Source organism: Staphylococcus sp. HMSC072E01 (assembly GCF_001814125.1).
GTDB lineage: Bacteria > Bacillota > Bacilli > Staphylococcales > Staphylococcaceae > Staphylococcus > Staphylococcus hominis.
This window is the reverse complement of the sequence record NZ_KV814964.1, coordinates 44,932-63,924: the sequence shown is the minus strand read 5'-3', so window position 1 is coordinate 63,924 and position 18,993 is coordinate 44,932. Positions and strand designations below refer to the sequence as shown.

General features: G+C 31.1%; 15 protein-coding genes, 1 riboswitch and 1 other annotated feature. All 15 genes read right to left on the bottom strand.

The annotated features are described in order from the left end of the window. Positions 1-52 precede the first annotated feature (52 nt). A complete protein-coding gene (rpmI, locus tag HMPREF2953_RS05110; RefSeq protein WP_002448990.1) occupies positions 53-253 on the bottom strand; it encodes a 50S ribosomal protein L35 in 201 nt (66 codons plus the stop codon). Between the two features lie 27 nt (positions 254-280). Beyond that, complete coding sequence (gene infC, locus HMPREF2953_RS05105) at positions 281-808, bottom strand: translation initiation factor IF-3 (RefSeq protein ID WP_070672436.1); 528 nt, start codon at positions 806-808, stop codon at positions 281-283. A gap of 23 nt (positions 809-831) precedes the next feature. Further along, positions 832-959: a sequence feature (ribosomal protein L20 leader region), on the bottom strand. A 62-nt stretch (positions 960-1,021) separates the two neighbouring features. Continuing rightward, positions 1,022-2,515, bottom strand: coding sequence for an amino acid permease (locus HMPREF2953_RS05100; protein ID WP_002448996.1), 1,494 nt, complete (start codon positions 2,513-2,515; stop codon positions 1,022-1,024). Between the two features lie 152 nt (positions 2,516-2,667). Beyond that, a riboswitch (Lysine riboswitch) is annotated at positions 2,668-2,843 on the bottom strand. Between the two features lie 48 nt (positions 2,844-2,891). Then, a complete protein-coding gene (gene thrS / locus HMPREF2953_RS05095; RefSeq protein WP_070672136.1) occupies positions 2,892-4,829 on the bottom strand; it encodes a threonine--tRNA ligase in 1,938 nt (645 codons plus the stop codon). A gap of 310 nt (positions 4,830-5,139) precedes the next feature. Beyond that, complete coding sequence (gene dnaI, locus HMPREF2953_RS05090; RefSeq protein WP_070672135.1) at positions 5,140-6,060, bottom strand: primosomal protein DnaI; 921 nt, start codon at positions 6,058-6,060, stop codon at positions 5,140-5,142. Next, positions 6,061-7,431, bottom strand: coding sequence for a replication initiation and membrane attachment family protein (locus HMPREF2953_RS05085; RefSeq protein WP_070672133.1), 1,371 nt, complete (start codon positions 7,429-7,431; stop codon positions 6,061-6,063). It lies immediately after the preceding gene. Beyond that, positions 7,432-7,902 carry a transcriptional regulator NrdR gene (nrdR, locus tag HMPREF2953_RS05080; protein ID WP_017176137.1) on the bottom strand — a complete coding sequence of 157 codons (471 nt, stop codon included), beginning with the start codon at positions 7,900-7,902 and terminating at the stop codon, positions 7,432-7,434. It lies immediately after the preceding gene. A 289-nt stretch (positions 7,903-8,191) separates the two neighbouring features. After that, positions 8,192-9,217 carry a type I glyceraldehyde-3-phosphate dehydrogenase gene (gene gap, locus HMPREF2953_RS05075; RefSeq protein WP_070672131.1) on the bottom strand — a complete coding sequence of 342 codons (1,026 nt, stop codon included), beginning with the start codon at positions 9,215-9,217 and terminating at the stop codon, positions 8,192-8,194. Positions 9,218-9,405: 188 nt separating this feature from the next. Then, on the bottom strand, positions 9,406-10,008 hold the full coding sequence (gene coaE / locus HMPREF2953_RS05070; protein ID WP_002487989.1) for a dephospho-CoA kinase: 603 nt from the start codon (positions 10,006-10,008) through the stop codon (positions 9,406-9,408). A 21-nt stretch (positions 10,009-10,029) separates the two neighbouring features. Then, positions 10,030-10,902, bottom strand: coding sequence for a bifunctional DNA-formamidopyrimidine glycosylase/DNA-(apurinic or apyrimidinic site) lyase (gene mutM, locus HMPREF2953_RS05065; protein WP_002449011.1), 873 nt, complete (start codon positions 10,900-10,902; stop codon positions 10,030-10,032). A 15-nt stretch (positions 10,903-10,917) separates the two neighbouring features. Next, the gene (gene polA, locus HMPREF2953_RS05060; protein ID WP_070672129.1) at positions 10,918-13,554 is read right to left on the bottom strand and encodes a DNA polymerase I; all 2,637 of its coding nucleotides are present in this window, start codon (positions 13,552-13,554) and stop codon (positions 10,918-10,920) included. A 180-nt stretch (positions 13,555-13,734) separates the two neighbouring features. Continuing rightward, positions 13,735-15,432 (bottom strand): two-component system histidine kinase PnpS, encoded by a 1,698-nt coding sequence (gene pnpS / locus HMPREF2953_RS05055; protein ID WP_070672127.1) that lies wholly within the window; start codon positions 15,430-15,432, stop codon positions 13,735-13,737. Next, positions 15,432-16,142 (bottom strand): response regulator transcription factor, encoded by a 711-nt coding sequence (locus tag HMPREF2953_RS05050; RefSeq protein WP_049335957.1) that lies wholly within the window; start codon positions 16,140-16,142, stop codon positions 15,432-15,434. Before HMPREF2953_RS05050 ends, pnpS begins: the two co-directional genes overlap by 1 nt. Before the next feature lie 231 nt (positions 16,143-16,373). After that, positions 16,374-17,645, bottom strand: a complete 1,272-nt coding sequence (gene icd, locus HMPREF2953_RS05045) for an NADP-dependent isocitrate dehydrogenase (RefSeq protein WP_002448978.1) — start codon at positions 17,643-17,645, stop codon at positions 16,374-16,376. Positions 17,646-17,680: 35 nt separating this feature from the next. After that, positions 17,681-18,799, bottom strand: a complete 1,119-nt coding sequence (locus HMPREF2953_RS05040; protein WP_070672125.1) for a citrate synthase — start codon at positions 18,797-18,799, stop codon at positions 17,681-17,683. Positions 18,800-18,993 lie beyond the last annotated feature (194 nt).

Genomic DNA, 18,993 nt, shown 5'->3' with positions numbered 1-18,993 from the left:
TTAAATTCCTCCTTAAATATATCGCTTTATCATCGTTCGAAAGTAATATTAATTATTTTTTGTAAGCTAATAATTGTTTTACGCGTTTCATATCGCTTTTAGATACTAGTTTAGCTTTACGTAATTTACGTTTTTGTTTAGTATTTTTATTTGCAAATAAGTGAGATGTGAAAGCTCTAGAACGTTTTAATTGACCTGAACCAGTTCTTTTAACACGTTTAGCTGCTCCACGGTGAGTTTTCATTTTTGGCATGATTCATTTCCTCCTAATAAAAGTAAATTATTTTTCGTTTACAGGCACTAACATAATAAACATTTGGCGCCCTTCCATTTTAGGTTTTTGTTCAACAGTGGCAATATCTTTACATTCGTCTGCAAATTTTTCTAAAACACGTTGACCAATTTCTTTGTGTGTAATTGCACGACCTCTGAAACGAATAGAAACTTTACATTTGTCACCTTTAGTTAAGAATTTACGTCCATTTTTCAACTTAGTTTGGAAATCGTGTTCCTCAATAGTTGGACTTAAACGAATTTCTTTAACATTGATAACTTTTTGTTTTTTCTTCATTTCTTTTTCTTTTTTCTGTTGTTCGAATTTATATTTACCATAATCCATAATTCTTGCAACAGGCGGTTTAGCATTTGGTGCAACAACTACTAAATCTAATTCAACTCTTTCAGCCATCTCAAGAGCTTCTCTTTTAGATTTAACACCAATTTGGTCACCATTTTGGCCAATTAAACGTAATTCTTTTGCGCGAATTTTTTCGTTAACTTGCGTTTGATTTTTTGCTATGGTTGACACCTCCCAAAATTTTACGAAATTTTCCCAAGCAAAAAGAGCGGACAATATTTGCCCGCTCTTCACTCATACACAATAATTGTGTGACATGATTAACCTGCCAACAGCTTTTTGCGTCGCTACAGGTGAGAAACGGGTGTTTCTACTTGGTTCGTTTCGTAATCAACGATACTAATCATATCAAGTTTTATTAAGCATGTCAATTGTTTTTTGAAATTAGTGATGTTTTACTTCATTCATTGAGACATCTTGGCTTAAATCAACTTCTTCAAGAGGTATTTTTTTAGTTTTATATCTTAATTTATGATAAATAAAGAATACTAAAAATACTGGAATACCCATATACGTAATAATAAATCGATTAAGATCAAAGTGCCCTGTTTTAATGAAATCCACATCTTGTCCAACAATCACAATCACACACAATATACCTGCAAATATTGGACCGAATGGGAACCATTTTGCTTTATATTTCAATTCTGATTTGCGATGATGTTGAACATTAAATGCTCGTCTAAAGCGATAGTGACTTACTGCAATACCTACCCAAGCAATAAAGCCTGTCATACCACTGGCAGCTACAATGTATTCATAAGCATTTCCGCTTAATTTTTGTACTAAGAAAATAACGACTACAAGTACACCAGTAGCAATCAATGATAAATATGGCACGCCGTGTTTATTCGTTTTACCAAACGAAGCGAATGCTAATTTATCTTTACTCATTGAATATAACATACGTGTTGATGCATACATCCCTGAATTACCAGCTGATAATACTGAAGTTAAAATAACTGCATTCATAAATGAAGCAGCGAATGCTAAGCCTGCATTTTTAAAGACAAGCGTAAATGGAGATGTTGCAACATCGTTATCTCCACCCATTAAAGCATTACTATTATAAGGAATTAACATACCAATAACAAAGATGGCTAAGATGTAAAATAATAATATTCTCCAAAAAACTTGTTTAATTGCTTTTGGGACAGCACGTTCTGGATTCTCAGATTCTCCAGCAGTAATACCTATTAATTCAGTACCTTGGAATGAGAAACCAGCAACTAAGAATACACCTAGGATTGAAAGTAAACTACCGCCAAGATTTCCACCTAGGATTGGCCCATCACCTTTAGTAAATGTCTCAAATCCTACAAAATGTCCACCCATAATTCCTAATATAGTTAAAATACCAATAATTATAAAAATAATTACTGTAATCACTTTTATAAGTGCAAACCAATATTCACTTTCACCATATACTCTTACAGATAAAGAGTTTAATGCGAAAATAATAACTATAAAGATACAACTCCATACCCATGCTGGTATCCCTGCCATAGGTGTCCAATACTGAATGACTTGCGCTGCAATAGTTACATCTGCCGCTACAGTAATTACCCAGTTAAACCAATAGTTCCAACCTAATGCGAATCCTAATGATGGATCTACAAATCGTGTTGCATAGGTACTAAATGAACCTGAAACAGGTAAATACGTAGCCATTTCTCCTAAAGAAGTCATTAAAAAGAATACCATAGCTCCAATAATTGCATATGCAATAAGCGCACCTAATGCACCAGCATCGTGAATAGCACCACCTGATGTCATAAATAGGCCTGTACCAATACAGCCTCCCATTGCAATCATAGAGATATGACGATCTTTTAACCCTCTCTTCATGCCGCTATCTTGATTTTCAACTTTACTCATATAAGCTCCCTTTCTTAATGTAGAGGTTAGCTAAGTATTTATTTGTTATGTGAAGATAATTAACATATTTAATTTTTATAAATGATATGTAAATCAAATTACAAATTAAAAAATAGGTACATACCGTTAAGATATGCACCCATTACTTAATCTATATCGGTAGCACATCACAAACTGTGACAGTACAGTTTCTATTCGATAACTGTCCCAACAAATCATAAGTATGGTTATCATTTGTTTCGGCATCTTTACCTTTCATACTTTCAACATACGTTCCATATCAACTTCTGAAGTATTACTTTTTAAAGATGCAACCTCTAACTCATTTTTATTTAACTACTTTGTAATATACATTAAGGATATTATTTTATCAAGACTATCTACGTTTTTTTAGACGAATTTCATCTACTAAGTTCCAGATAAATTCATCTCTTTCTATTGTTTCTTGATCTTGTGAGCCATACTTACGAACATTTACTTCGTTGTTTTCAACTTCTTTATCTCCTACTACAATTTGATAAGGAATTTTTTGCATTTGTGCCTCTCGAATTTTATAGCCCATTTTTTCGTTACGATCATCAATTTCTACACGAACACCTTGAGATTTTAATTCATCTTGTAAATTTCTCGCATAGTCGTAATGTAAATCTACATTTACTGGAATAATCTCAACTTGTTTTGGAGCTAACCATGTTGGGAAAGCACCTTTAGTTTCTTCAGTTAAGAAAGCTACAAAACGTTCCATAGTTGAAACTACGCCACGATGAATAACAACAGGTCGGTGATTTTCACCATCACTACCAATATAAGAAAGATCAAATCGTTCAGGTAGTAAGAAATCAAGTTGTGCAGTTGAAAGAGTTTCTTCTTTACCCATTGCAGTTTTAACTTGAACATCTAATTTAGGACCATAGAATGCTGCTTCTCCAATAGCTTCAACATATGGTAAGCCCATTTCATCTACTGCTTCTTTAAGCATAGACTCAGCTTTATTCCACATGTCATCATCGTCCATATATTTTTCTTTATCTTCAGGATCTCTGTAACTTAATCTGAATGTGTAATCTTCAAAACCAAAGTCTTCATAAACATCTTGTATCATATGAACAACGCGTTTGAATTCATCTTTAATTTGGTCAGGACGTACAAAGATATGAGAATCATTTAAAGTCATACCTCTTACACGTTGTAAGCCTGATACTGCACCACTTGCTTCATATCTATGCATAGTACCTAATTCAGCAATACGAATTGGTAATTCACGATAAGAATGTGGTTTATTATTATAAACCATCATATGATGTGGACAGTTCATTGGACGTAATACCATTTCTTCAGTTTCATCTAATTTCATTGGTGGGAACATATCATCTCTATAGTGATCCCAATGACCTGAAGTTTTATAAAGTTCAACGTTAGCTAGAACTGGAGTATATACATGATCATATCCCATGCTTACTTCCTTATCTACAATATAACGTTCAATTTCACGGCGAATTGTTGCACCATTTGGTAACCATAGTGGAAGACCAGCACCAACAAGTTGATTATTTGTAAATAATTCTAAATCTTTACCAATACGACGATGATCACGTTCACGACGTTCCTCTAACATGTCTAAATGTGCTTTTAAATCTTTTTTATCAAAGAAAGCAGTACCATATATACGTTGTAACATTTTATTGTCGCTATCCCCACGCCAATATGCACCTGCAGTAGAAAGAAGTTTAAATTCTTTAATTTTTGAAGTTGATGGCACATGAACACCACGGCATAAATCTGTAAATTCACCTTGAGTATATAATGTTACATTCTCATCTTCAGGAATTGCATCTATTAATTCTAATTTATATGGATCATCTTTAAAGAAATCTTTTGCTTCTTCACGAGAAACCACTTTACGTTCAATTTTATAATTTTCGTTAACAATTTGTTTCATTGTTTTTTCGATTTTTTCAAAGTCATCTGATGATACTTTTTTATCCATGTCAAAGTCGTAGTAAAAACCGCCTTCAATCACTGGACCAACACCGAATTTAACATCTCCATAAATTCGTTTTAATGCTTGAGCCATTAAATGAGCAGTTGAATGACGTAATACCTCTAGAGCTTCATCACTACCAGGTGTAACAATTTCAATTGCCCCATCTTCTTCAAGTGGACGAGTTAAATCAACGAGTTGATTATTAAATTTTCCTGCTACTGCTTTTTTTCGAAGTCCAGGACTAATTGATTGTGCAATGCCTTCTGTAGTAGTTCCTTTGTCAAATGATTTTGAATTGCCATCTGGAAACTTAATATTAATTTGTTCCATATCGAAACCCTCCATAAATTTTATTCTATGATCGCTGAAGAAAATAAAAAAACTCCTCCCTATAAAAGGGACGAGTTCGTCGCGGTACCACCCTAGTTATCTAGATGTATTCTAGATATCTCTTCATAAGATAACGGTCTTGAGCCGGATACTGATTACCAGCATCTAAATATGAAGGAGTAATAATTTAATATATCAACCAAATTCTCATCAATTGTTGGCTTGCTGTATGATAGAGATTAAATTATCATATCTTCATTTATTTCAACGATTTAGATTTATCTTTATTATACATCACACATTGTAAATTTCAATTATTTCGTAAATTTTTTCCATCTAAATAAAATTCATTTGCTAAACTTTTGATACGTTCGATAATTCGAGCAGCTTTCGTTATTTCTGCCCCTTTGTTTGATATAGATAAATGATGTTCTAATTCTTCCAAATTTAGATTTGAACTAAAGAATGTTGGTAATTCATGAACCATACGATAATGTAATAAGGGACCTATCACCTCATCCCTTACCCACGTTGTGACATCCTCAGCTCCGATATCATCTAACATTAATATATTTGCTTCTCGTATACGCTCTAACTTTTCATTATAACTTCCATCTTTAAAACCACTTTTGAGTATACGAATGTATTCAGGTAAATATACTATTGTAGATGGCACATGTTTTGACTTAAGCTGGTTTGCGATAGCTCCTAAAATAAAAGATTTGCCTGTTCCAAAAGGGCCATGTATATAAAGACCCTTAACGCGTTCACCGTTAACTAACTTTTTACAAATATCGTTAACTTCCATAGCTATTTCAAGTCGACTTCTATCGTTGGTATAAATATCTTTAACTTTTGCATTTAACGTATCTCGTTGCATGTGATGAGCAGTAATGAGTTGTGAATTTAAACGTTCTTCATCGTATTTAATTTTGCAAGGACATAATCGATAACGAACTTTAATACGCTCATTTTCTATATATAATTCTGGAATATGACCTTTAACAAAGTTTGGACAGTGTGCATAATCGTGACCATCGTAGTGTTTTTGTTGATCTTTATATTCTTGAAGTACATTTAAATCTTTATCAATCATTTCATTAGTAAGTTCTGACTGGTGTTGATTTAAAAATTGCTTAACATCAGAATCATTAATGACTTGATGTTTTATTTTAGCAATTCTTTTGTTTAAATTATCTTGATTTTTTATAAGTTTACTAAATGGTTTCATCTAATCCTCCCAATCTTGTTCTAATTGAGCACGAAACGCTTCTCTATCTTTTTCAAATTGCGCATCATTATTGTTTGGTTTTTCATCTTGTTGATTTTTATTTTTTAACCATTTTGGTGTTTTTTCTATTGATGCAACGTCACGTTGTTTATATTGACGTTTTGTTTTTTTAGTTATATTATCATTGATTTGTTGATTTGTTTTCAGCGCATAATCATATGCTTGTTGTGCAGTTTTAATACCTAACTTTTTCCAATTTGAAGCGATTTCAAATATATAGGATTTAGGAAGTTTCATCTCATTCTTAAGCATTACAAATTGTAATAAAATATTAATTACACCAAATGACAATTTTTCACGCTCTATTAACTCTTCTACCATTCTTTTTTGTTTTAAAGTTGGTTCTGATTCTGACCAAGACGCTAACATATCAATAGGACTTGTGTCTTCTAATAACTTAAACCAACTATCACTTTCCTTTATATCATCAGTAGTCTCATTTGAACGCTGTGATTGTTCTAAATGATTAGAAGGATTAGCTTTAGTTTGTAACTTAGGAAGCTGTTGTTGATGCTCAATTAAGTAATGAGACCTTGCTTGTTTTCTCATCTCTTCAAATGATAACGTTTGATTTTGTGTGATAGAGTTAAGAATGATTCGTTTCATAGAAGTAGGCGTTAACCCATATAAAGTAGCCAATTGTAAAATTAATTGTTTTGCCTCTTTAGTAATAATTTCTCCACTTATAAAATGATGTTGTAACATATCTCGCAACATATCAAAGTCAAATGATTCATTATCTAAATCTATAGTAGCTGAATGATTTTCCTTTTGAATTGTTGAAGCATCAATAGATATATTTTTATGTGGAACTTTGAATACATCAGTAAATTTGCGCGTTACTTGCTGAAATTCTTTTAAATCTGGTTCATCTTTTTCAAAATACGCTTTTAAATCTTTATATCTTCGATTATCAACTTCATTGTATAGGTATATAGATAACATTGGATCATTAAAAAATTGGTATGCCGTTGGAGGTTGAATCAATTCATATATAAACAATGACTGATTACTATCATGTTTTACAAATGTTTTAATTAACCCAATGCCTTCAAGTAAATCCATATATTCACGGAATTCTAATAAATTTATTTTAAGCTCATTCATGATAGTGTAATGTGTGAGAATAGTATCTTCAACTTCATCGATAAATTGGTTCATGAAATGATATACACCAATAGCTTTAAAGCCAATTAACGGTATGTACAATCGATTTAATATCTCTAATTGTTGATGATTAAAGAAAAAATGTCGATATACTTTAAATCCATCGTGTGGACTTAAACCATACTCATAAGATTTAAAACTCATTTATGAATCACTCCGTTTGTTATCATCCAAAATACCTTGCATCGATGCTAATAATTGATCCACATCTTTAAACTCTTTATATACTGACGCAAATCGTACATAAGAGACTTGATCTACATGCATGAGCAAATTCATTACATGTTCACCTATATCTCTAGATGAAATTTCTGTATGACCTTTATCGCGTAATTGCCATTCTACTTTATTAGTAATGTCTTCCAATTGTTGATATCTAACCGGTCTTTTTTCACAAGATCTTACAAGACCATTTAATATTTTTTCTCTTAAAAATTGTTCACGTGTGCCATCTTTTTTGACCACAATAAGTGGACTCACTTCAATATGTTCAAATGTTGTAAATCTTGTCCCACAATTCTCACATTCACGTCTTCTACGTATTGCGTTAGCTTCATCAGCATGTCTTGAATCTACCACACGTGAATGTGTGGCACTACATTTTGGGCATTTCATATCTGTCACCCTCTTGAATAGATTATGCTTCATTATACTATAAAAACGATTTATGACAAAAGAACTCATATGCATTGATAATAAATTGATACAACTTAGCTGTCTAAACCTATAATAAAATATAAAAAGGAAAGTGAAATAGAATTCAATATAAATTCTTTTTTCACTTTCCTACATATGACTCATTAAAAAAATTATTTAATGTTTTATAATTTTTTAATCTATAAAATCAATGACATTATATTAGAATATCAACTCTAAAATTAACAATCTTTTACTTATTAAAAGCTTAAACTGCAGTCACGGTAGACTTTTCTACTAGTTGTTCACCCATCATTTCAGCTACTTCTACTACTCTATTAGAATAACCCCATTCATTATCATACCAAGCAATCACTTTCACCTTATGATCAGCCATTACAATTGTATTCTCAGCATCGATAATAGCTGAATGTGGATTTGTATTGAAATCGACAGATACTAAAGGTGCATTTTCCACTTCTAAAACACCATCTAAATCTGAATGACGAAATGCATTATTAATTTCGTCAACAGTTACCGGTTTTTCTAAATCTACAACTAAATCAACTAAAGAAACATTTTTTGTAGGCACACGTAAAGCTAACCCATGAAGTTTACCTTCTAGTTCTGGTAAAACTTCTTTCAATGCTTTTGCTGCTCCAGTAGAAGTTGGAATAATACTTTCATTACATGAACGTGCTCTACGTAAATCTTTATGAGGATTATCAATATTTTTTTGATCATTAGTAATTGCATGAACAGTAGTCATTAATCCATTTACAATACCAAATTGATCATTTAAAACTTTAGCAACTGGTCCTATACAATTTGTCGTGCACGAAGCATTACTGAAAATGTCATACTTTTCAATATCTAATTTGTCATCATTTACCCCTTTTACAATCATTTGGACTTCTCCACCTTTAGATGGGCCAGTTAGTAATACTTTTTTAGCTCCAGCACGAATATGTCCAACTGCTTTATCACCATGATTAAATTTTCCAGTTGCTTCAATTACGATATCTATATTTAAATCTTTCCATGGTAAATTTTCAGGATTTCTATCTGACACTAACTTAATGTTATGGTTATCAACACGTATACCATCCTCAATTGGTTCTACTTTTTTATCATAACGTCCATGTGTTGTATCATAGTTAATTAGATGTGCAATTGTTTCAGATGGATAGCTTGCATTAATCGCAACCACATTAAAATTTTCATTATGTAATGCAATTCTTAAAACCATTCTTCCTATTCTACCCATTCCATTAATTGCAATATTTGTTGACATTTAAAGCACCCCTTGTTTTATATGTTATACTTTATAAAATTAGTATAACATAATAGAGCCCGATTGAAAGCGTTTACCGAAAATAATGTAATATTTTTTACATCTTAAGTTTATATAACTAATATATTTATTATATAAATAAAAAAAGTTTAAGACTTAAAATAAAGCCCTAAACTCTTTTTTTCATATTATTCATGAATGTATCCTTTTTCAATCAATAGTTGTTTAAGAAGGGTTTCTAATTCAGATTTACTTCCTAAATTATCTATAACATGATCAGCCATTCTGCTTTTTTTATCAATTGATATTTGACTATGAACTCTCGCTTTTGCTTGATCCAAGTCTAAATTGTTACGTTTCATTAAACGTTCAATTTGTACACTTTCAGATGTGTAGACCAGCCAGACTTCATCCACAGTATCTTGTAAATCATTCTCAAACAAAAGCGGAATATCCATAATCACATCATACCCTTGTTGTAAATACTGTTGTTTTTCTTGTTCCATAATCGTTCTTACAATAGGATGAATAATTTCATTAAGTTCTAATCGTTTTTCTGGATGATTAAATACTAATTCTCCAATGTATTGTCGATTCATTTCTCCGTCACTTGTGATTGCTTCGTCACCAAACGTTTCTTTTATTTGTTCCAAAGCAGTTGATCCTTTCTCTACTGCTTTTCTTGAAGCTATATCTGCATCGACAATTTTAAATCCATATTCTGATAATAATTTAGAAACTGTTGACTTTCCGGTAGCTATTCCACCTGTTAATCCAATTACTTTAGGCATTTGTATCACCGCTCACTTTATTTATTTCTGACAATATGGGCAAAAATGACTGTTTCTAGATGCTATAACTTTTTGTTCAATATCATGGCCACATACTTTACATGTCTTTTGTTTGTATACATTTAAATGTAATTGCATTTTTCCAGTTTTTCCGTCAGCATGACGATAATCTGAAATACTTGTTCCACCATTATCAATACCCTCTTTTAACACTTCTTGTACATAATAAAAGAGCATTTGTCTTTCTTGATGAGACGTATCTTTTACTTTTCTAGCAGGGTGGATACCTGCTCTAAACAATGCTTCACAAGCGTAGATATTTCCACATCCTGCTATGATTTTATGATCCAGTAGCATCTGTTTAATAGGTTTATTGGCTACTTTTTTTTGAGATAAATAGTGATTAAAATGTTGTAACGCTTCTTCGTCAAAAGGCTCAGGCGCTATTTCTAAAAATGAAGGATAATCTTCAAATGAATTTAGGTTTCTAATCTCACCAAATCGACGTATATCTGAAAACACTAATTTTTTTCCATTATTTAAATGGAAAATCACGTGCCAATGTTTACGATAGTTGGGAATTGCTATCTCAGATAGGTGATTGACAATGAAAAATCCACCAGCCATACCTAAATGACTAAGTAACACACGTTTACGATTATGTTTTTCAATATGAAAAACAATATATTTACTTCTTCGTTCGACTTTAATTATCTTATAGCCTTCGCAATTCAAACGAAAACCATCTAAATTCATTCCTTTGATAATCGTTTCTTTATTCTGACTTTTACCTTCAATTACTTTTTTAGAAAATGAAATACTTTTAATTGTAGCATTTACAATAAAAGGTTCTATTCCCCTTTTAACATGTTCAACTTCTGGTAATTCTGGCATTATTCATTCCTCTTTCTATTTCGCATCATACCAAGTAGGACCATAATTAGAGTCTACTTTTAATGGAACATCTAAGTCTAATGCATGCTCCATTATATCTTCAACAAATAAACTAAATTCTTCAACTTCAGACTTAGGCACTTCAAATATTAATTCATCGTGTACTTGTAAAAGTAATTTAGCTTTGTAAGACGTATGTTGAACTTGCTTATCAAATTCCACCATAGCAAGTTTAATAATATCGGCTGCACTTCCTTGAATTGGAGTGTTCATTGCTGTACGTTCCGCAAAACCTCTTAAATTAAAATTACGACTAGTGATGTCAGGAATATAACGTCTACGATGCAATAATGTTTCAACATAGCCATTTGCTTTAGCATCCTTTACAATGTCACTCATATATTGCTTAACTCCAGGGAAACTTGCTAAATAATCATCAATAAATATTTTTGCCTCTTTACGTGTTATATTTAAGCTTTGACTTAAGCCATAATCACTAATACCATAAACGATTCCAAAATTTACAGCTTTGGCTTGTCTACGCATTAAATCAGTGACTTCCTCCGCTTCAACACCAAATACTTTTCGTGCTGTAGCAGTATGAATGTCCTGTCCATGAATGAAGGCTTCTTTTAAACTGTCATCTTGTGTAATATGCGCTAAGACACGTAATTCAATTTGAGAATAATCTGCAGATAAAATAACACTGTCTTCAGATGAAGGTTTAAAGGCTTTACGTATTTTACGCCCTTCTTCAAGTCGAATAGGTATATTTTGTAAATTAGGATCAACTGAAGATAATCGTCCAGTTTGTGCTAATGTTTGATTAAAACGAGTGTGTATACGCTTATCATTACTAATGACTTTTTGTAAACCTTCCACATAAGTAGATTGTAATTTAGCTAATTGACGATATTCTAAAATATCATTAATGATAGGATGTTCATTCTGTAACTGTTCTAAAACATCGACTGCTGTAGAATAACCAGTTTTTGTTTTTTTAATGACAGGTAGTTTTAATGTTTCAAATAAAACCACACCGAGTTGTTTTGGTGAATTAATGTTAAATTCTTCACCTGCTGCGTCATGAATACGTTGAACTAACAACTCTAACTTCTCTTGTAATTCTTGTTGCATGCGTTGTAAATCATTTACATCTGTATAAATACCAATTTCTTCCATTTTACTTAAAATACGTGCTAGCGGAAGTTCTAAATCTTTTAATAAATTCATTTGTTGATGTGATTCTAGTTCTTTTTCCATTAACGGTTTAACAGCATCAATAGATTTAGTAATAGATGCAATATGCGTATTTAAAATTTCAGTATCAGGAACTTGTCGCTTTTTACCTTTCCCATAAATAGAGACATCTTCTTTAACATACGTTTGATGATAATTTGTTACAACCGAATAGACATCATCAATCGTTCGTGATGGATCAATAATGTAGCTTGCTAACATCGCATCAAAAACGATATTTTGAATGTTGATATTTAATCTGTGTGCTATAACAAATGTTTTCTTTGCATCATAAACTACCTTTTTAGAATTTTCATTTTCTAACCATTTAATAAGTTCTGGATAATCTTTAATATTATCTGCATCAACTACGATATAACGTTCTTTATCATAAAATCCAAACTTTAAAATATCATCTTTTAAATAATTAGAACCATCTATTTCGAAATGAATCACTGCTTCATCAAGATGATTAAAATCAACATATTCAAAAGTAGGTAACATATCAAAAGAAACTTGTTTTTGTTCTTGCTCAAACTCAGATGCTTTATTATCTATATCTGCTAATAATTGTTTAAATTCTAATTTCTTAAAAAGTTCAATTTTTTCATGATTATCCTTGATATCACTTAATTTAGTATCATTTAAAGTGACTTCTATTGGACTATAGCGATTAATTGTAGCAAGCTCTTTACTCATTAATGCATCTTCATGACTAAGTTCGAGCTTTTCTTTTAATTTTTTACCAGATACTTTATCAATATTCTCATAGACACCTTCTACAGAATCAAATTGATTTAAAAGTTTAATTGCTGTTTTTTCTCCTACTCCAGATACACCGGGTATATTGTCTGAACTATCTCCCATTAAACCTTTCATATCAATAATTTGTATTGGTTTTAAACCATTATATTTTTCTGCTATAAATTCTGGAGTATAGTGATCAACGTCTGTGACCCCTTTTTTAGTATAATAAATAGTCACATTTTGAGTTGCTAACTGTGTTAAGTCTCTATCTCCAGTTACAATAATAGTTTTAAAATCATTTTGATCTGCTTCTTTACTTAGCGTACCAATAATGTCATCTGCTTCGTAGTTTTCTAATTCATAATGTTTAATATGATAAGCATCTAACAATTGTCGAATATATGGAAATTGTTCGCTTAATTCGGGTGGTGTTTTTTGACGTCCACCTTTGTATTCACTATATTTAGAATGTCTAAAAGTAGTCTTACCTGCGTCAAAGGCTACTAAGAAATGTGTAGGTTGTTCTTCTCTGATAATTTTTTCGAGTAATTTGGCGAACCCAAGAATCGCATTTGTATGAATACCTGCTTTATTAGATAAAAGTGGCAATGCGTAAAAAGCTCTAAAACTTAAACTATTGCCATCTATCAATACTAATTTATTCAAATTTTAAACCTCCAGAATGAGTTTAATTATATTTTAGCATAAACCTTTGGTCATAACGACTGAACGATATTTTACGAATTTTAAAAAATAAAGTCCTACAAGTTTAGGTCCCTTTAAAATTCTAAAAACATAAAAAAGTATTTTAAAGTGTGGATGACCTAAAAATGTAGGACAAAATAGTTATTCGATTTTATCTATAAATGAGACTCTAAATAGCGATCCTTTATTCAGTTCACTTTCGACCATAATTGTACCGTGAAGTGCTTCTACAATATGTTTTGTAATCGATAATCCTAAACCTGTTCCACCAGAGTCACGACTTCTTGCTTTATCTACTCTATAAAATCTCTCAAAAATATGCTTTTGATCTTTTTTGTCTATCCCAATGCCATAATCTTGGATTTCTAGATTAACTTTTATATCTTCTCTGTAAACTCTAACAATAACTTTATTATTTTCGTACGAATAGTTAATGGCATTTGAAAGTAAATTTGTGATAACTTGAGACAACTTTCCTTCATGCGCTTCAATAATAACATCATTTTCTATTTCAGATTTAATAGCGATGTTTTTATACTTAGCTTGAGTTTGTAGATTATGGATTGTATTATGTGCTAAATCTGAAAGATTAACATAAGTAGTCTCAATCTCAGTTTGTTGTTCAATATGAGATAAATCTAATAAATCCATGACAAGTGATTCTATACGATTTGATTCTTTTAAAATAATATTTAAAAACACCTCAAGAGATTGTTCATCATTCTTTGCACCTTCAATTAAGGTTTCTGCAAATCCTTTAATTGAAGTAATTGGAGTTTTAAGTTCATGTGAAACATTTGCAACAAACTCACGTCTCAAATTTTCTAATTTTTTCAGATTAGTGATATCATGTAATACTACAACCATACCTTGAAGTTTCTTTTTTGCTTTACTTAAAATGGGAATACAAGAAACATCAAAATATTTTTGATGAACATCATTAATGTATAACTCAATTTGTTCATGCAACGGTTTTTCAGTTTTAAAGCTTTCAATAACAAGATGTTGAATTTCTTTATCTAAATGTACAGTATAATCTTTATTTTCGACTTTACTATCTGGTTTGAATACCTCGTAATAAGCATGGTTTGCAATAACAATTTCACCTTGCTTATCTATCATTAATACCGAGCTAGGAATATTTTCTAATGTTGTTTTAAGACGATTAGATTGCATTTTTTGTTTATTATTTAATTTTTGCAATCGTCTTGCTAAATCATTGGTAGTGACAAATAATGCTTTTGTTTCTTTCACATTACTTTCAGGTACTCTAACATGATAATATCCATCTGCAATTAAAGATGTCGCATAAGTAACTTCGTTGATTGGTCTTATATAGGTGCGATTAATGCTTCTTACAGCTAAATAAATAGCAATTAACACAATGATTCCAATTAATGATAAGTACTTCCACATATTTTTTTGTAAATTTAAAATTTCAGTATTAATACCACTTATGTATATTGTTTTATTACTTACAGTATTTTTAAATGTGTAATCCACTTTATCCTTATTTTTATGATATATAATATTCGAAGGATTAGCTGCATTATCAATAGTATGATTAATTTGATGTTGATTACCAGTTTGATATAACACATGTCCATTTTCAGAAATTTCAACAACCAAGTTTTGATTTTGTGCTATACGCTGAATGTCTGCTTGTTTATTTCGATTATTTAAATTTACGATATTTTCTGATAGATGATTTAATTCTCTAGTTTGAGTATCTGATAATATTTGATAAATCGTATGATGAAGAATTGCACCTAAACCTATAAAACTAATAATTGTTATTGTACATAGTAGAAGTAATAATCTATGATGAAATTTAATCATTAAGCTTTAGGTCTTTCTAATTTATAACCCAATCCACGCACTGTTTTTATCAACTTAGGTTGTTTAGGATTTTCTTCTAATTTATCTCTTAAATGACTAATATGAACATCTACAATTCTTGAATCTCCTGCAAACTCGTAATTCCACACTGAATTTAACATATGTTCTCTAGTAATTACGCGTCCTTGACGTTCAATAAGATAAAGTAGTAACTCAAATTCTTTAGGCGTAAGTTCAAGCAAGGTATCATCTCTATAGACTTCAAAGAATTCAGGACGAATTCTAATATTATCAATTACAATATCTTCATCATCCACGTCATCTTTTACGACCTCATTAGCAATTTGAGAGCGTCTTAAAATAGCTTTTACTCTCGCTACAACTTCTCTTGGAGAGAATGGTTTAGTCATGTAATCATCAGCACCTAATTCTAAGCCTAACACACGATCAAACTCATCATCTTTAGCTGTTAACATTAAAATAGGTACAAGATTTTTATCAGATCGAATCGTTTTACATACTTCTATTCCATCTTTTTTAGGTAACATGACATCTAATACAATCAGTTCAGGTTTAACCTCTTTAACTTTTTTGAGTGCTTCTTCACCATCATACGCTACTTCTACAATATAACCTGCTGTTTCTAAGTTATATTTTAGTAACGTTACTATTGATTGCTCGTCATCAACCACTAATACTTTTTGTGACATGATTTGCCTCCCTAAATAGAATTAACAATTTCAATTTTATTATAACTGAAATTTAAATAAAAATAACATACAACATATTGAATTTACATAAACTTAACATTTACTTATTATTTTCTATTTGTTAAGGATATTTTTGTTAATCTTTCTATGATATTTATTAATAATGAACAAAAAAACAGTCTAAGACATCAAAATCCATCTTAGACTGTTTTATCAAAATAAATATTATGTTTATTTTAAGTTTTTAATAAGTTCATCGGCAAATTCTGAAGTTGATACTTCAGTAGCCCCGTCCATTAAACGAGCAAAATCATATGTTACAATTTTAGAAGCAATTGTAGCTTCAATAGCATCAGTAATTTTATCAGCCGCTTCTTGCCATCCTAAATGTTCTAACATTAATACAGAACTTAATAATTCAGATGATGGATTCACTTTATTTAAGTTAGCATACTTTGGTGCTGTACCATGTGTTGCTTCAAAAATAGCATGCCCTGTCTCATAGTTAATATTAGCACCAGGAGCAATACCGATTCCTCCTACTTGTGCAGCAAGTGCATCTGAGATATAGTCGCCATTTAAGTTCATTGTAGCTACTACATCATGTTCTGCTGGACGTGTTAAAATTTGTTGTAAGAAAATATCTGCTATTGAATCTTTAATAATAATTTTACCATCTTTTTCAGCTTTTTGTTGTGCGTCATTTGCAGCATCTTTACCATCTTTTTCAGCAATTTCATCATATTGTTGCCAAGTAAATACTTTATCAGAAAATTCATTATGAGCTAAATCATAACCCCATTGTTTAAATGATCCTTCTGTAAACTTCATAATATTACCTTTGTGAACTAATGTTACTGATTTACGATTATTATCAATTGCATATTGAATAGCAGATCTTACTAAACGTTCAGTCCCTTCTTTAGAAACTGGTTTAATACCAATACCAGAAGTTTCGGGAAAACGAATATTTGTAGCACCCATTTCATTTTGTAAGAAGTCAATAACTTTTTTAACTTCTTCTGTCCCTTCTTTAAATTCAATTCCTGCATAAATATCCTCAGTATTTTCACGGAAGATAACCATATCAACATCTTGAGGACGTTTAACTGGTGAAGGTACACCTTTAAACCAACGTACTGGACGAAGACAAGTAAATAAATCTAGTTCTTGTCTTAATGCTACATTTAAAGAACGAATGCCTCCGCCAATTGGTGTAGTTAATGGTCCTTTAATTGCGATTAAGTATTCTTTGATAGTATCTAAAGTTTCTTGTGGTAACCATTCACCAGTTTCATCGTACGCTTTTTGACCAGCTAATACCTCTTTCCACTCAATACGCTTTTCACCGTTATATGCTTTTTCAACCGCCGCATCAACAACACGACTAGCTGCTTTCCAAATATCAGGACCGATACCATCCCCAATAATAAATGGAATAATTGGTTCATTAGGTACATTTAATAATTCATCATTTGCTCTAGTAATTTTTTCAGCTGCCATTATAAAAGCCTCCATAAATTAAATTTTAAAATATTTTATCTTTCTTCAACTGGTACATATTTACGATTTGTTTCTCCAACATATTTTGCACGCGGACGAATAATTCGATTATCACGATATTGTTCTAAAATATGCGCGGTCCATCCTGCAGTACGACTCACAGCAAAGATAGGTGTAAAAATATCGTGTGGAATTTCCATACTATGATAAACAGTTGCACTAAAGAAGTCTACATTTGGAATTAAGCCTTTTTCATCGTGCATACGCTTTTCAATTGCAAGAGAAATTTCATATAATTCGTTATGTCCGGTTTCAGAAGTTATTTTTCGACTCATTTCTTTTAAGTACTTAGCACGTGGATCTCCCTCTTTATATACTCGATGACCGAATCCCATGATTTTTTCTTTGTTAGCAAGTTTCTTATCTAAATAATTATCTACTTCATCAAGTGATTTAACTTCTGATAACATTTTCATTACTTGTTCATTTGCTCCACCATGTAAAGGCCCTTTTAATGAACCAATTGCTGCTACAATACCTGAATACATATCAGATAGAGATGATACTGCACATCTTGCTGTAAATGCTGAAGCATTGAGTTCATGATCGGCATGTAATATTAAAGCTTTATTAAAAGCTTCAACTTCAGTATCAGATGGCAATTCCCCTTTTAACATATACAAGAAGTTTGCTGCATAGCTTAAATCAGAGTTAGGCTTAACAGGTTCCTTTCCTTCTCGTACGCGTGAAAACGCTGTAACTAATGATGCAATCTTTGCTTGGATACGAATAGCTCGATCTTTTCGACTTTCATCTGTTTCCTCTTCAGCATCTGGATCAAAATGTGCAATATAAGAAACAGAGGTACGTAATGCAGTCATTGGATGTACATCATCTGTAGCATATTCTTCAAAATGCTTATATACCCTTGGACTTAATGTCATATATTGTTTTAGTTTCTCTTTTAATTCTTCAAGTTCTTCTTGTGTTGGTAATCTATAATTCCATAATAAGAACATGATTTCTTCAAATTGAGCATTTTCAGCTAAATCATCAATATCATATCCTGAATAAGTTAATTGACTATCAATAATTGAACTGATTTTAGTTTCTGCTGCGATAACCCCTTCTAAACCTTTTTGTAATTCTGCCATAAGTAATTCCCCTTTTCTTTTACATAATGTAATGGCTTTCATAAATAGTATATCTAAAATTATAAGTTTTGTGAATCATGATATATGTGGTTTAAATTTTCATTGGTAAATTATTTATATATTAATTTTAATTATAATGATTATAAAAATTGTTATAAAGCTATTTATAAGAATTAAGACAAGGTTGACTTATG